Here is a 13996-nt window from a genome sequence, read left to right as displayed (position 1 = left end):
TTTTCCGCGGGCTCAGCCCGCCTTCCTCGTGTAACGGGTGGCCACGTAGTCGTCCACGATGGCCTTGAACTCGGCGGCGATGTTGTCGCCGCGCAGGGTGACGGTCTTGACGCCGTCCACGAACACCGGCGCGGCGGGCGTCTCGCCGGTGCCGGGCAGCGAAATGCCGATGTTGGCGTGCTTGCTCTCGCCCGGCCCGTTGACCACGCAGCCCATCACCGCCAGGGTCATGTTCTCCACGCCGTCATACTGCTCGCGCCACACCGGCATCTGCTCGCGCACGTAGCGCTGGATGCCGTCGGCCAGCTCCTGGAAGAAGGTGCTGGTGGTGCGCCCGCAGCCCGGGCAGGCGGTGACCATCGGGGTGAAGGCACGCAGGCCCATGGTCTGCAGGATCTCCTGCGCGACGATCACCTCCTGGCTACGGCTGCCGCCCGGCTCCGGCGTGAGCGAGATGCGGATGGTGTCGCCGATGCCTTCCTGCAGCAGCACCGCGAGCGCCGCGGTGGAGGCGACGATGCCCTTGGAGCCCATGCCGGCCTCGGTCAGCCCGAGGTGCAGCGGGTAGTCGCTGCGCGCGGCCAGTTCGCGGTACACCGCGATCAGATCCTGCACGCTGGAGACCTTGGCCGACAGGATGATGCGGTCGCCCGCCAAGCCGTACTCCTCGGCCTTGGCGGCGGATTCGAGCGCCGAGACCACCAGCGCCTCGCGCATCACCGCGCCGGCGTCGCGCGGCTCGGCGAGTTTGGCGTTGGCATCCATGATGCGTGCGAGCACGGACTGGTCCAGGCTGCCCCAGTTCACCCCGATGCGCACCGGCTTGTCGTAGCGGCAGGCCAGTTCGACGATGGCGGCGAACTGCGGGTCGCGCTTGGTGCCGGCGCCGACGTTGCCCGGGTTGATACGGAACTTGGCGAGCGCCTCAGCGCAGGCCGGAAAATCGGTGAGCAGCTTGTGGCCGTTGTAGTGGAAGTCGCCCACCAGCGGCACGTCGACATTGAGCGCCAGCAGGCGGTCGCGGATATGCGGCACCGCGCGCGCGGCGTCCTCGTTGTTCACCGTGATGCGCACGATCTCCGAGCCGGCGCGTGCCAGTTCGGCGACCTGCATCGCGGTGCCCAGCACGTCGGCGGTGTCGGTATTGGTCATGGACTGCACCACCACCGGCGCATCCGCGCCGACCGCGACGCGGCCGACGCGCACCAGTCGCGTCCGGTGGCGCGACTGCGCACCGAAGGGGCAGACGGGGGCATTCGTCATCTTGCTGATCTCACTGCAGGGTCAGGCGGGCGACGCTGACCCGGGTATGCGGCACCAGATCGACTGCTTGACCGTTGTGGCTGAGGCGTACCTGGGCAGCATTGCCGATCACCAGCGCCAGCGGTGCCGTGCCGCGCACGCTGCGCACCTGGCCTGCGCTACCCGTACCGGTGGCAACGATGTTGCCGCTCGCATCACGGATCTCGAACCATGACTCGCCGGCGAAACGCAGCTCGATCACGCTGCCGCCCGTCGCGGACTCCTGGACTGCGGGCTCGGCGGGCGTGGCGGGGACCGGGGCCGGCTGCGCGGGAGGCGGCGCCGGCTCGGGAGGCTGCGCTGCGGCGGATTCGTCCCGGGGTGCGGCACCCGCGTCGGCCGTGGGCGGCTCCACCGGTTCCACAGCTACCTGCGCCGGCAGCCCGGGCTCGCCGACATCCTCGGCGGAAGGCGGAGGCGGGAACAGCGGTTCATTCTGCGGCACGATCTCCGGGGAGGCCGGCAGCGCAAGATCGTTTGCCGGCTGTCCCGGCGTACGGAACCAGTCGAAGTACCAGCCGACCAGCACCACCAGCAGCAGACCGAAGGCCACCAGGACCACCGGCGTGGACGACATGCGCCGCTCGCCACTCACCGGCATGACGCCGTCGGCGTTGGACACCGGCGAGAGCTCTACCCGCGCGGCCGAAGTCGGTCCGGCATCCACGGCGGCAACCAGCGGCTCGGCATCGAGACCGAGCAGGCGCGCATAGTTGCGCAGGAAGCCGCGCACGAAGGCCGGCCCGGGCAACAGGTCGAAGCGACCGGCTTCCATCGCCTCGACCTGGCGGACACCCAGCTTGAGCATCTGCGCCACGTTGGCGACCGTCAGTCCGCGCGCCTCGCGACCGCCGCGCAGGATCTCGCCGACCGCAGCCGGATCGGTCTGTTCGATCTCGGGGCTCTGATCGATCGTCTCGCTCACTCGTACTTTCCTTGCTGCATCAACTGAAACTCCGGCGAGCTGCCGAAACGGCTGCGCAACTGCGCCGCATAGCTCGCCTCCGCCTCCGTGTTGCCCAGCCTGCGCTCGGTCCGCAGGCCCAGCCACACCGACTCGGGCGTCGGATCGCTCTGCTGGTGCAGGCGGATCAGATGCACGCGAGCGCCGGCGAAGTCACCCTTGCGGTAGGCAATGGCGGCGAGGTGGAATAGGGCCTGCGCATTGTTCGGATCTGCGTCCACCGCACGCTGGAACTGGGCCACTGCAGCGGCAGTATCGCCGGTTCGCAGATAGCACAAACCCGCATTGGCATATGGATAGGTCGGCGTACGGTAGTAGGGATTGCGCGCAGCCAGAGCCAGGCGTTCCAACCCTTCAGCCTCGCGTCCCTGGGTACACAGGAACCAGCCGAAGCTGTTGTTGAAATCCGGATCGCCCGGAGCCAGAGAGAGAGCCTGCCGGAAGTTCGACTCAGCCTGCGCGCTATCGTCGACCATCATGTAAACCAGCCCCTTCAGATGGAAGGCCGGCGCATAGGAGGTGCTCTCATCCAGCGCCACGGCCGCCTCGTCCAGTGCCACGTCGAAACGCCCCACCTGCAGGTAGGCCATGCCCAACTCGACGTGCACCTTGGCGCTTGCCTCCGAAGCCGTCGCCGGTACACGATCGGAATGCGGACGCTCCGCCTGTGCGTTCGGCGCGACACCTCCCGGCGCGGTCGCGCAAGCGGCCAGCAGCAGGGTCAGGGCAGCAGGAAACAGCTTCGCGGCGAAGCGCGTCATGAGCGGACCTCCATCGGTTTCACGAGTCGTACGGTACGCCGGGTCTTGTCCTGCACCTGGCCCGCGAGCTGGCCGCAGGCCGCATCCACGTCGTCGCCGCGCGTCTTGCGGGTCGTGGTGACAATGCCGGCGTCAATCAGGATACCCGCAAAGCGGCGGATACGCTCCGCCGGCGAGCGGCGGAACTCGGAGTTCGGGAAGGGGTTGAACGGGATCAGGTTGAACTTGCACGGCACGTCGCGCACCAGCGCGACGAGCTCGCGCGCATGGGCATCCTGGTCGTTCACGCCGTCGAGCATGACGTACTCGAAGGTGACGAAATCACGCGGCGCACGGTCTAGATAGCGCCGGCAGGCGGCCATCAGCTCGGCCAGCGGATATTTCTGGTTGATCGGCACCAGGCGGTCGCGCAGCGCATCGTTCGAAGCGTGCAGCGACACCGCGAGCGCCACCGGGCATTCCTCGCGCAGACGATCCATGGCCGGCACGATGCCCGAGGTGGATACGGTCACACGGCGGCGCGACAGACCATAGGCGTGGTCGTCGAGCATCAGGCGCAACGCGGTGACCACGTTGTCGAAATTGGCGAGCGGCTCGCCCATGCCCATCATCACCACGTTGCTGATGATGCGGCCGTTGTCGCGTTCGCCGGCCTCGAGGTCGGGGGCGGCGTCGCGGGCCGCGCCGAGCAGCTTGTTGGCGAGCCACAGCTGGCCGATGATTTCGCCCGCGGAGAGATTGCGGTTGAAGCCCTGCTTGCCGGTGGAGCAAAAGGCGCAGTCCAGTGCGCAGCCGGCCTGCGAGGACACGCACAGGGTGCCGCGGCTGGTCTCGGGAATGAACACGGTTTCCACCGCGTTGCCGTTGCCCACGTCGAGCAGCCACTTGCGCGTGCCGTCGGCCGACACCGAGTCGCGCACCGGCACCGGTGCGCGGATGCAGGCCTCTTCGGCGAGCTTGGCGCGCAGGCTCTTGGCCACGTCGGTCATGCGCTCGAACTCGTCACAGCCCTCGCGGTGCATCCAGCGCATCACCTGGCGGGCGCGAAACGGCTTCTCGCCGCGTTCGGCGAACCAGTCGACGAGGCCGTCGACATCGAAATCGAGCAGATTGACCATGGTCTTGTGCAGCGGGGGCGGTGCGGAGAAAGAAGCTGCGGATGCAGTGTCTCGACTCTGCCGCGCCCGCCCCGGTTCCCTTAGCGGCCGCTGTAGACGTTCATGCCGGGGAAGAAGAAGGCCACTTCGACCGCGGCGGTCTCGGGCGCATCGGAGCCGTGTACGGCGTTGGCGTCAATCGACTCGGCAAAGTCGGCGCGAATGGTGCCGGCGTCGGCCTTCTTCGGGTCGGTGGCGCCCATCAGCTCGCGGTTCTTGGCGATGGCGTTCTCACCTTCCAGGCACTGGATCATCACCGGGCCGGAGGTCATGAAGGACACCAGGTCCTTGAAGAAGGGGCGCTCCTTGTGCACGGCGTAGAACTGGCCGGCTTCCTGCTCGGACAGATGGACCATCTTGGCGGCGATGATCTTCAGGCCGGCGTCTTCAAAACGCTGGTAGATCTTGCCGATCACGTTCTTGGCGACGGCGTCGGGCTTGATGATGGACAGGGTGCGTTCGATGGCCATGAAGGACTCCAGACAGGGGTTTGACAAAACGCGGAATTTTAGCAGGTTTCCGCGTCGCCCATGAGGACGTCCAGGCCGACGGCTTTGTAACCGGCCAAGAGTCCGGCCACAGCCGGCGCCACGCCTCCGCGGGCAAGATTTCGCCCCCGGGCGGCGAATTTTCTTTACCCTTCTGCCCTGCGCCGGTTGCGGCGCCCTTCGCCCCGGAGCCCTCCTACACCGAGCCGCAAGACCCACCACGATGGACAGAACCCCTGCGCCGGCGCCCGCCTCATGGCAGTTGCGCCTGCCCTACCTGACGCTTGCGCTGTTTCTCGGCACCATCGCCGCGCTGGTCTGGCTCACCCGCGCCTACGACGAGGAGGCTCAGCGCGCCACGCTGATCAACGACGTGCTGTGGATGGAGCAGAACATGCGCTTCCATCTCGACCGCAACGCCGCGCAGCTCGCCCAGCTGGGGCCGGAACTGCTGGCCACCGGCGTGCATGCGCCGAGTACCAGCGCCAGCCTGGACCAGCTGCTGCGCCCTGAAAGCGGCCTCGCCCGGGTCATCTGGCTCGACGCCGACGGCGTGGTCAAGGGCGCCGTCCCGCCGCTGTCCGAAGCTCACCTGCTGGGCGAGACCCATGGTGCGGTGCCGGCCGAATCCATGTTCCGGCTGGCGCGCGCCATCGGCCAGCCGGCCTACGGCCCGGCCTACGAAGTGACCGGCGGCGACTACCACTTCGAAGTCCACGTGCCGCTCTACGCCGAAGGCGCCTTCGTCGGCACCGCGGTCGGCGTGTATTCGCTGCAGAGCCTGATCGTGCGCGAGCTGCCCTGGTGGTTCTCGGAGCGCTACCGGGTGAGCGTGCTCGACGTGGACGGCCGCGAGATCGCCGCCAAGTCCAAGGTCGCACCCCTGTCGACGGCGCACGAGTACCGCATGAGTTTCGAGCCGCCCGGCCACGGGCTGACCCTGCACATCACCGCCTATCGCGGCGAAACGCGCTGGATTCCGGTGCTGCTCACCGCCTCGCTGGTGCTCCTGTGCGGCGTCATCCTATGGAGCGTCTGGCAGCTGCGCAGCCAGCTCGCCCGCCGGCAGGCCGCCGAGCAGGCCTTGCGCAACGAGTCCGCCTTCCGCAAGGCGATGGAGGACTCGATGATCACCGGCATGCGCGCGCGACCTCGACGGCCGCATCACCCACGTCAACCCGGCCTTCTGCCGCATGACCGGATACGGCGAGGACGAGCTCATCGGCCGTGCGCCGCCCCTGCCCTACTGGCTGCCCGACCATACCGAGCGGCGCCAGGAACTGCTCGACCGCCTGCAGGACACCGGCTCGACCCCTGAAGGGGTGGAACTGCGCTTCCGGCGCAAGAACGGCGAACCGCTGGACGTGCTGCTCTTCGAGGCCCCGCTGATCGACGCCCTGGGGCGCCATACCGGCTGGCTAGGCTCCTTCCTCGACATCACCGAGCAAAAGCGCGCCCAGGAGCTGGCGCTGCAGCAGGAAGAGCGCCTGCAGGCCACCTCCCGCCTGATCACCATGGGCGAGATGGCCTCGACCCTGGCGCACGAGCTCAACCAGCCGCTGGCGGCCATCGCCAGCTACAACAGCGGCTGCATGAACCGGCTCGCCGGCGGCGGCGAGATCGATCGCGAGGAGCTGCGCGAGGTCCACGCCCGGCTGGGCCGCCAGGCTCAGCGCGCGGGCGAGATCATCCGCCGGGTGCACGACTTCGTGCGCCGCTCGGAACCGAAGCGCGTGCCGGTGGACATCAACGCGATCATCCGCGACGCGGTCGACCTGATCGAGGCCGACGCCCGCAAACGCCGCATCCGCCTGACCACCGAACTGGCCGGCCGCCTGCCCGAGGTGGATGCCGACCCGGTGATGATCGAGCAGATCATCGTCAACCTGGTGCGCAACGGCATGGACGCGATGCGCGACAACCCGCCGGAGCGGCGCACCGTGCGCCTGCGCACCAGCCAGGAGGACGACCTGCTGGTGGTGCGGGTCCTCGACCAGGGCTGCGGCATCGCTCCCGAGACCGCGCGCCGGCTGTTCGAGCCCTTCTTCACCACCAAGCAGGAAGGCATGGGCATGGGCCTGAACATCTGCCGCTCGATCGCCGAACTGCACCGCGGACGGCTCGGCTTCGAAGCCAACCCGGAAGGCGGTACCATCTTCATCCTCACGCTACCGGTGGAGCCCGCATGAACGAGGCCTGCGCCCACATCATCGACGACGACGAAGCCATCCGCGACGCACTCGAATGGCAGTTCCGCACCCGCGGGCTGAGTTGCAGGCTGTGGCCGGGCGCCGAGGACTTCCTGGCCGCGTGGCAGCCGGAATGGAACGGCTGCATCGTGCTGGACATCCGCATGAACGGCATGAGCGGCCTCGAATGCTTCGACGCGCTGCTGGCGCGCGACTGCCGCCTGCCGGTGATCTTCATCACCGGCCACGGCGACGTGCCGATGGCGGTCGGAGCGCTGAAGAAGGGCGCCTTCGACTTCATCGAGAAGCCCTTCAACGACAACGAACTGATCGACATCGTGGACAAGGCGCTGGCGGCCGACGCCGAACGTCAGCGCGCCGCCGCCGACCGCGAGACCGTGGAGACACGGCTCGCCACGGTCACCACACGTGAACGCGAGGTCATGGCCCTGATCCTCGAAGGCAAGTTCAACAAGGTGATCGCCGACGAACTGAACATCTCGATGCGTACCGTGGAGGCACACCGCGCGAAGATCTTCGACAAGATGGGGGTGCGCTCGGCGGTCGAACTGGCGCAGATGCTCACCGGCATCCGCTACTGATCCCTCCGTGCTGCCACACCGGCAGCACACCCTCTTCGCCCGCCGCGCACTGCCAGCCGGCCGCCACCCCGATGCCGGCGATCCACACCGCCTCGCCATCGACCCGCAGCACCGGCAGGCGGTCGCGCAGCCACGGCGGCACGCCCGCCTCCTGGCACAGGTTCTTGAAGCTGCGCCGCGGCCGCCCGGCCTGCAGGCGCATCGCCAGCCCGGGCCAGCGCGGGGCCAGCCACACCTCGCCCGCCTTGCCCAGCGCCGCTGCTGACAGCCCGCGGCCGAGCGTCGCTTCGAAGGCCACCGCGCCATCGCCCCAGCCCAGCCGCGTCTCGCCTCGCCAGCACAGCGCCACCGGGTTCGCCGGCAGGGCACGCTCCAGCCACAGCTCGTCGCGATAGACGCAGCAGGCCAGCTCACCCAGCGGCAGGCGCAAGGGCCTGCCCGGCGCGGTCTCGCGCAACTGCCGTTCGGTCTCGATCAGGCGGGCACGCGAGACCGGCTCGACACCCAGGTCGCGCATCCGCCAGCGCAGCAGGTTGCGCAGCCGTGCCGATGGCAAGGCGCACAAGGCTTCGCGCGACAGCCTGCGCCCGCCGCAGCGCAGCGCATCCTCGGCCGCCAGCGCGTCGAGCAGTTCGTCCGCCTCGCGGAAGTTCTCCGCCGCACGCGCCAGCGCGGGCACCGCGGCCGGAAATACCGCCTCCAGCGCCGGCAGCACGCGATGGCGCAAGGCATTGCGGGTATGGCGAAGGTCGGCGTTGCTCTCGTCGTTCACCCAGACAAGGCCGGCGTCGCGCGCGGCCTGCTCGATGCGCGCCCGGCGCACGCCGAGTAGCGGACGCAGACGCCCCGGCGCGCCCGGCTCGACCGCGGCCATGCCGCCGGCTCCCCGCACGCCGGCGCCGCGCGCCAGGCGGAACAGCAGCGTCTCCGCCTGGTCGTCCTGGTGGTGGCCGAACACCAGCCAGTCGCAGGCCACGCGACGCAGCGCCGCGTGGCGCACACGCCGCGCCGCCGCTTCAAGGCCAGCCGGATCGCCGCGATCGACCGCGACATGAAAGGTCTGCAGGGAGACGCCCAGGCGCGCGCATTGCCCGGCGCAGGATGCCGCCCAGTCGTCGGCATTCGGGCTCAGCCCGTGATGCACATGCGCCGCGACGAGACGGAAGCCGAGCGTTTCACGCAAGGCCGCCAGGCCATGGAGCAGCAACACCGAATCGACCCCGCCGGAGAGCGCGCAGCACAGCGTCGCACCCTCGCCGACACCCGCGGCGGCCAGCACCGCGGCCAGCTCGTCCTGCAGCAGGGCCGGGGGCGAGGCGGTCACCGGTGGATCTCAGGCGACTTTCTGTTCCTTGAAGCGCCCGTAGCTCATCAGCTTCTCGAGACGCTGCTCGACCAGCTGGGCCGGCGTCAGGTCGGCCACCTGGCGCAGCGAGTCGGTCAGTGCCCGCTTCAGGCTCTGCGCCATCGCGCGGTAGTCGCGATGCGCGCCGCCAACCGGCTCATTCACCACCTTGTCGACCAGGCCGAGCGACTTCAGGCGTGCCGCGGTGATGCCCATGGTCTCGGCCGCCTCGGAGGCCTTGTCCGCGCTCTTCCACAGGATGGAGGCGCAGCCTTCCGGCGAGATCACCGAGTAGGTGGAGTACTGCAGCATCTGCACCTGATCGCCGACCGCGATCGCCAGCGCGCCGCCGGAGCCGCCCTCGCCGATGATGGTGGTGATGATCGGCACCTTGAGTTCGGCCATCACGTACAGGTTGTGGCCGATCGCCTCCGACTGGCCACGCTCTTCCGCACCGATGCCGGGATAGGCACCCGGGGTGTCGACGAAGGTGAACACCGGCAGGCCGAACTTCTCGGCCATCTTCATCAGGCGCAGCGCCTTGCGGTAGCCCTCCGGGCGCGGCATGCCGAAGTTGCGCAGGATCTTCTCCTTGGTGTCGCGCCCCTTCTGGTGGCCGATCACCATGCAGCTCTGGCCGTTGAAACGCGCCAGGCCGCCGACGATCGCCTTGTCGTCGGCGAAGGCGCGGTCGCCGTGCAGTTCCTCGAAGTCGGTGAAGATCAGTTCGGCGTAGTCCAGCGTGTAGGGGCGCTGCGGATGGCGCGCGACCTGGGCGATCTGCCAGGGCGTGAGCTTGGCGTACAGATCCTTGGTCAGCGACTGGCTCTTGGACTCCAGGCGGGCGATCTCCTCGGAGATGTCCACCGCGGAGTCGTCCTGCACGAAGCGCAGTTCGTCGATCTTGGCCGCGAGGTCGGCCAGCGGCTGTTCGAAATCCAGAAAGGTGGTCTTCATCTGACCCGTCCAAACTTGAGAGGCGCGTATTGTAACCCCACCCCCGTCCGGGGGAAGGGTGGATACATCCGAGCGTCGTAGACGCGAAACGGGCGGCCCGCAGGCCGCCCGGCGCATGGTGCGCGTAGCGCGATCACTCGTTGTTCATGAAGCCCAGCAGGTGCAGCAAGCTGGTGAAGAGGTTGTAGATCGACACGAACAGCGTGACCGTGGCCATGATGTAGTTGGTCTCGCCGCCGTGGATGATGTTGCTGGTCTCGTAGAGGATGAGGCCCGACATCAGCAGCACGAACATCGCGGACACCGCCAGCGACAGCGCCGGCACTTCGAAGAAGATCGCGCCCAGGCCGGCCAGGAAGGCCACCAGGATGCCGACCATCAGGAAGCCGCCCATGAAGGAGAAATCCTTGCGGGTGGTCAGCGCGTAGCCGGACAGGCCGAGGAAGATCGCCGCGGTGCCGCCCATCGCCTGCATGACGACCATGTGGCCGTTGGGCATCGCCAGGTAGGCGGAGATGATCGGCCCAAGCGTGTAGCCCATGAAGCCGGTGAGCGCGAACACCGCGAGAATGCCGCCCGAGCTGTTGCGCAGCTTGGTGGTCAGGAACAACAGGCCGAAGTAGCCGACCAGGGTCAGGATGAGCCCGGGGTGCGGCAGGCCGAGCGCCATCGAAACGCCGGCCACGGCGGCCGAGAAGGCCAGCGTCATCGACAGCAGGACGTATGTGTTGCGGATGACCCGGTTGGTCGAGAGGACTGATGCCTCCGAGCGGGTCATGGTGGCGATGCGGTTTTCCATGGAACGTCTACCTCCTGCAAGTAATCCAGCTACATCGAATCTAGTTTTCTTTCCAGGCCACGGCCCGGCTCAGGCGCCGGCCAGCGCCGCCGGCTGCACCCGCATGCCGTGACGCTGGCGGTCCAGCCTGCTCGCCAGCACGCGCGCCACGCGGTCTGCGGCGCGATCCACCGCGGTGCGCACCTCGATTTCGGTGATCGTGAAGATCACGTCCGGCAGGTTGCGCAGGCGCAGTTGTACCACGCAACGCTTGTCCGTGCCGCCGCGCGGCCCGTTCACATCCGCCAGCTTCACGCGCGCCCACTGGATATGGTCGCGAAAGCGACCGATGGCGAAACGCATCCGCTTGGCCACGTAGTCCTTGAGCCCGGGGCTGGGCTCGACACCGTCACACCGCAGATCGATACGCATGCACATTCTCCTTTGAACTTGGCAAGCCCGGCACGCCGATGAGCATGCCGAATGCTACGTCTAGGACTGTTCGGTAAAATCCGAGTTCAACTGAATCTTTATCCTGTTTTTTCGAACAATTCACGACGATGATCAACTTCAAGCAACTCCACCACTTCTGGAGCGTGGCACGCGCAGGCGGCGTGGTACGGGCGAGCGAACGCTCGGGGCTGGCGCCGCAGACGCTGTCGGGACAGATCGCCACGCTGGAAGCCAGCCTGGGCGTCACCCTGTTCCGCCGCCACGGGCGCCGCCTGGTGCTGACCGAGACCGGCGAGATGGTGCTGACCTATGCCGACGAGATCTTCCGCCTCGGCAACGAGCTGGAGACCGCACTGAGCAGCCGCTCGACCGGCCATGTCCTGCCGTTCCGGGTCGGCGTGGCGGACGTGGTGCCGAAGGCCATCGCCTGGGTGCTGCTGGCGCCCTCGCTGTCCCTGCCGGAGCAGGTGCGCATCGTCTGCCGCGAGGACAAGCTCGACCGCCTGCTCGGCGATCTGGCGATCCACAAGCTCGATGTGGTGCTGGCCGACAGCCCGTTGCCGCCCCAGATGGACGTGCGCGGCTACAGCCACAAGCTGGCCGAGTCCTCGGTCAGCCTGTTCGCCACGGAGAGACTGTCGGAATCGCTGAAGGGAGACTTCCCGGGCTGCCTGCACGGTGCGCCGTTGCTGCTGCCGGGCACCGAGGCGGCGGTACGCGCGCCCATGCTGCACTGGCTCGAGGATCGCCGCATCCGCCCCCGGGTCGTGGGAGAATTCGACGACAGCGCGCTGATGACCGCCTTCGGGGAGGCCGGTGCCGGCGTCTTCCTGGCCCCCACCCTGCTGGCCGAGCAGATCTGCCGGCAGCACGGCGTCCGCCTCATCGGCGAAGCACCCGAGGTTACCGAAGCCTTCTATGCGATCTCGGTCGAGCGCCGCCTCACCCACCCCGCGATCCGTGCAGTGAGCCGGGCGCGGGAGACCGACGGGCTCACCACTCGGGCGCCCAATGAGTCCGCAAGGGCGGCGCCGGCCGAGGGCGCGGCAGCAGCGCAGCCGGCAGTCCGGCGCCCGCGTGCATCAACTGCACGCAGGACGCCGGCGAAACGGGACGACTGAACAGATAGCCCTGCATCTCGTGGCAACGGGCACCGTTCAGCAGGCGCAACTGCGCCTCGGTCTCCACGCCCTCGGCCACCACCGTCAGGCCCAGGGTGCAGGCCAGCTCGATGATGGTGCGCACGATCGCCACGTCGTGCGGGCCATCTTCCAGTGCGCGCACGAAGCTGCGATCGATCTTGAGCTTGTCGACCGGCAGCCGGCGCAGGTAGGCGAGCGACGAGTAGCCGGTGCCGAAATCGTCGACCGCGATGCCGACACCGAGATCCGAGAGCCGGGTCAGGATGTCCGCCGAGCTGTCGAACTCCTCCATCACCGCGGTCTCGGTGATCTCCAGTTCCAGCATCGCGGCCGGCATGCCGGTCTCCTCGAGGATGGCCGCCACGCGCTCCACCAGTTGCGGCGCACGCAACTGGCGCGGTGAGAGGTTCACCGCCAGGCTGCCCGGCTCCAGCCCCTGGTTCCGCCAGGACACGAACTGGCGGCAGGCTTCGCGCAGCGCCCACTCGCCGATCGGCACGATCAGTCCGCTGTCCTCCGCCACCGGGATGAACTCCGCGGGGCTTACCGCCCCATCGCCCGGGCAATTCCAGCGCAGCAGGGCTTCCCAGCCGCAGATGGCCCCACTGGCGAGTTCGATCCGCGGTTGGTAGTGCAGGTGGAACTCGGTGCCCAGCAAGGCACGGCGCAGGCGTCCGAGCAGGAACTGCCGCCGGCGTACCCGCGCGCCCATGTTGGTCTCGTAGCACTGCCAGGTCCGCCGCCCGAGCTTCTTGGCGCGGTGCAGCGCCAGGTCGGCATGGCTGTGCAGTTCATTGGCCGACTCGCCATGTTGCGGATACAGCGCCACACCGATGCTGGCCTGCTGCAGCAGCTGCAGCCCCCCGAAGGCAAAGGGCTCGTCGAAGCACTCCAGCAGCCCCGCGGCCCGCTCGCCGGCTTCATCCAGCGTCGCCCCGCGCAGCACGACGGCGAATTCGTCGCCACTGAAACGCGCCAGAAACGCCCCCGGCGGCAGGTGCGCCTGCAGGCGGGCCGCGACCGCCCGCAACAGGCAGTCGCCGCAGTCGTGTCCCAGGCTGCCGTTGATGCTGCGAAACATGTCGAGGTCGATCAGCAGCAGCGCACCGCGCGCATGGCGAAAGGCCAGCGCGCGGTCGATCTCGCGCACGCAGCCCTGGCGGTTCGGCAGGCCGGTGAGGGCATCGGTCTCGGCCGAATCGACCGCCGGCGCGTGGGTGAAGCGGCAGAGGTCCCACTCGCCATCGCGCTCGCCAACATCCGCCTCCGCAGCGGGAGCGCAGGGGCGCGATTCACATGCCGGTCGCCGCATCATTCAACCCCCTCCGCCCTGTGACCCATTACTGCGCCCCGCCACAACACGCGGGGCCCGCCCCGTCCGCCGCGGCATCGCGCCCCGGCGCATCCGCCTGCAGCAGCGTCAGCAGCTCGGGGAAATCGAGCGACTTGTCGAAGAAGCAACACGCCCCCTGGGCGAGCGCATGGCGCGAAAGCTCGGGATGATTGGAAAACATCGCCACCGGCAGGCCCGGGCGGGTGGCGCGCAGTTCGTTCAGCAGGCTGAGTCCGCTGCCGTCGGGCAGGCGCGTTTCCAGCACCACCAGTTCCGGCGTGCAGCGTTCAAGCATTGCGCGCGCCTGGGCGATATCCGCGGCGTAGGCGATTTCCGGCAACGGCCCTTCCCCCAGCAGACCGATCAGCCGCGCCCATACTTCCCGATTGTCATCCACCACCAGAATCTTCATGCCTGCCGCCGTTGACGCATTGCGGCCAGTTTGCCGGCTGGCGGGCAAGCGGAAAATCGGCGTCGCATGGCGATGCGCTGCAGCCGGCAGCGACAGTCCGTAGGGATTTCCCG

Annotated in this window: 12 protein-coding genes and 2 pseudogenes; 3 read left to right on the top strand and 11 right to left on the bottom strand. The window is 68.5% G+C overall.

The window, feature by feature from the left end; all coding sequences use genetic code 11:
• Window positions 1-12: 12 nt before the first annotated feature.
• From ispG to ndk, 5 genes are all read right to left on the bottom strand, one after another.
• Window positions 13-1263 (bottom strand): flavodoxin-dependent (E)-4-hydroxy-3-methylbut-2-enyl-diphosphate synthase, encoded by a 1251-nt coding sequence (gene ispG, locus IAI53_RS00730; protein WP_187716263.1) that lies wholly within the window; start codon window positions 1261-1263, stop codon window positions 13-15.
• Window positions 1264-1273: 10 nt separating this feature from the next.
• Window positions 1274-2227, bottom strand: coding sequence for a RodZ domain-containing protein (locus IAI53_RS00725; RefSeq protein ID WP_349771874.1), 954 nt, complete (start codon window positions 2225-2227; stop codon window positions 1274-1276).
• On the bottom strand, window positions 2224-3027 hold the full coding sequence (pilW, locus tag IAI53_RS00720; protein ID WP_187716262.1) for a type IV pilus biogenesis/stability protein PilW: 804 nt from the start codon (window positions 3025-3027) through the stop codon (window positions 2224-2226). Before pilW ends, IAI53_RS00725 begins: the two co-directional genes overlap by 4 nt.
• Window positions 3024-4145, bottom strand: a complete 1122-nt coding sequence (gene rlmN / locus IAI53_RS00715; protein WP_187716261.1) for a dual-specificity RNA methyltransferase RlmN — start codon at window positions 4143-4145, stop codon at window positions 3024-3026. Before rlmN ends, pilW begins: the two co-directional genes overlap by 4 nt.
• 80 nt (window positions 4146-4225) lie before the next feature.
• Entirely contained in the window at window positions 4226-4654 is a 429-nt protein-coding gene (gene ndk / locus IAI53_RS00710; RefSeq protein WP_187716260.1) for a nucleoside-diphosphate kinase, read from the bottom strand.
• A 241-nt stretch (window positions 4655-4895) separates the two neighbouring features.
• Here ndk and IAI53_RS00705 point away from each other — a divergent pair.
• Both IAI53_RS00705 and IAI53_RS00700 read left to right on the top strand, forming a co-directional pair.
• Window positions 4896-6861, top strand: a pseudogene (locus tag IAI53_RS00705) (sensor histidine kinase).
• Window positions 6858-7463, top strand: coding sequence for a response regulator transcription factor (locus tag IAI53_RS00700; RefSeq protein ID WP_187716259.1), 606 nt, complete (start codon window positions 6858-6860; stop codon window positions 7461-7463). Before IAI53_RS00705 ends, IAI53_RS00700 begins: the two are co-directional and overlap by 4 nt.
• Here the strand turns inward: IAI53_RS00700 and tilS are convergent.
• The 4 genes from tilS to IAI53_RS00680 all read right to left on the bottom strand — a co-directional run bounded on the left by tilS (window position 7444) and on the right by IAI53_RS00680 (window position 10975).
• Window positions 7444-8787 (bottom strand): tRNA lysidine(34) synthetase TilS, encoded by a 1344-nt coding sequence (tilS, locus tag IAI53_RS00695; protein WP_349771873.1) that lies wholly within the window; start codon window positions 8785-8787, stop codon window positions 7444-7446. The genes IAI53_RS00700 and tilS overlap by 20 nt on opposite strands.
• A 9-nt stretch (window positions 8788-8796) precedes the next feature.
• Window positions 8797-9765 carry an acetyl-CoA carboxylase carboxyltransferase subunit alpha gene (locus IAI53_RS00690; RefSeq protein WP_187716258.1) on the bottom strand — a complete coding sequence of 323 codons (969 nt, stop codon included), beginning with the start codon at window positions 9763-9765 and terminating at the stop codon, window positions 8797-8799.
• Window positions 9766-9898: 133 nt separating this feature from the next.
• Window positions 9899-10564 (bottom strand): Bax inhibitor-1/YccA family protein, encoded by a 666-nt coding sequence (locus IAI53_RS00685; RefSeq protein WP_187716257.1) that lies wholly within the window; start codon window positions 10562-10564, stop codon window positions 9899-9901.
• 69 nt (window positions 10565-10633) lie between these two features.
• Window positions 10634-10975 carry an HPF/RaiA family ribosome-associated protein gene (locus IAI53_RS00680; RefSeq protein ID WP_187716256.1) on the bottom strand — a complete coding sequence of 114 codons (342 nt, stop codon included), beginning with the start codon at window positions 10973-10975 and terminating at the stop codon, window positions 10634-10636.
• A gap of 128 nt (window positions 10976-11103) precedes the next feature.
• Between IAI53_RS00680 and nhaR the strand changes: the two genes are divergently transcribed.
• A complete protein-coding gene (gene nhaR, locus IAI53_RS18515) occupies window positions 11104-12117 on the top strand; it encodes a transcriptional activator NhaR (protein WP_225433102.1) in 1014 nt (337 codons plus the stop codon).
• Window positions 12118-12166: 49 nt separating this feature from the next.
• On the opposite strand, the pseudogene IAI53_RS00675 reads toward nhaR, so the two are convergent.
• Window positions 12167-13450 (bottom strand): annotated as a pseudogene (locus IAI53_RS00675) (putative bifunctional diguanylate cyclase/phosphodiesterase); the annotation flags it as partial.
• Window positions 13451-13478: 28 nt separating this feature from the next.
• Window positions 13479-13931, bottom strand: a complete 453-nt coding sequence (locus IAI53_RS00670) for a response regulator (protein ID WP_187716254.1) — start codon at window positions 13929-13931, stop codon at window positions 13479-13481.
• Window positions 13932-13996 lie beyond the last annotated feature (65 nt).

Origin of the sequence: Thauera sedimentorum (assembly GCF_014489115.1) — a bacterium.
GTDB lineage: Bacteria > Pseudomonadota > Gammaproteobacteria > Burkholderiales > Rhodocyclaceae > Pseudothauera > Pseudothauera sedimentorum.
This window is presented reverse-complemented; position numbering and strand designations above follow the sequence as displayed.

Excerpts from the sequence above, each read along its gene's own strand:
- ispG (WP_187716263.1), bottom strand. The coding sequence starts at position 1,263 with ATGACGAATGCCCCCGTCTGCCCCTTCGGTGCGCAGTCGCGCCACCGG.
- pilW (WP_187716262.1), bottom strand. The coding sequence starts at position 3,027 with ATGACGCGCTTCGCCGCGAAGCTGTTTCCTGCTGCCCTGACCCTGCTG.
- rlmN (WP_187716261.1), bottom strand. The coding sequence starts at position 4,145 with ATGGTCAATCTGCTCGATTTCGATGTCGACGGCCTCGTCGACTGGTTC.
- ndk (WP_187716260.1), bottom strand. The coding sequence starts at position 4,654 with ATGGCCATCGAACGCACCCTGTCCATCATCAAGCCCGACGCCGTCGCC.
- IAI53_RS00700 (WP_187716259.1), top strand. The coding sequence starts at position 6,858 with ATGAACGAGGCCTGCGCCCACATCATCGACGACGACGAAGCCATCCGC.
- IAI53_RS00690 (WP_187716258.1), bottom strand. The coding sequence starts at position 9,765 with ATGAAGACCACCTTTCTGGATTTCGAACAGCCGCTGGCCGACCTCGCG.
- IAI53_RS00685 (WP_187716257.1), bottom strand. The coding sequence starts at position 10,564 with ATGGAAAACCGCATCGCCACCATGACCCGCTCGGAGGCATCAGTCCTC.
- IAI53_RS00680 (WP_187716256.1), bottom strand. The coding sequence starts at position 10,975 with ATGCGTATCGATCTGCGGTGTGACGGTGTCGAGCCCAGCCCCGGGCTC.
- nhaR (WP_225433102.1), top strand. The coding sequence starts at position 11,104 with ATGATCAACTTCAAGCAACTCCACCACTTCTGGAGCGTGGCACGCGCA.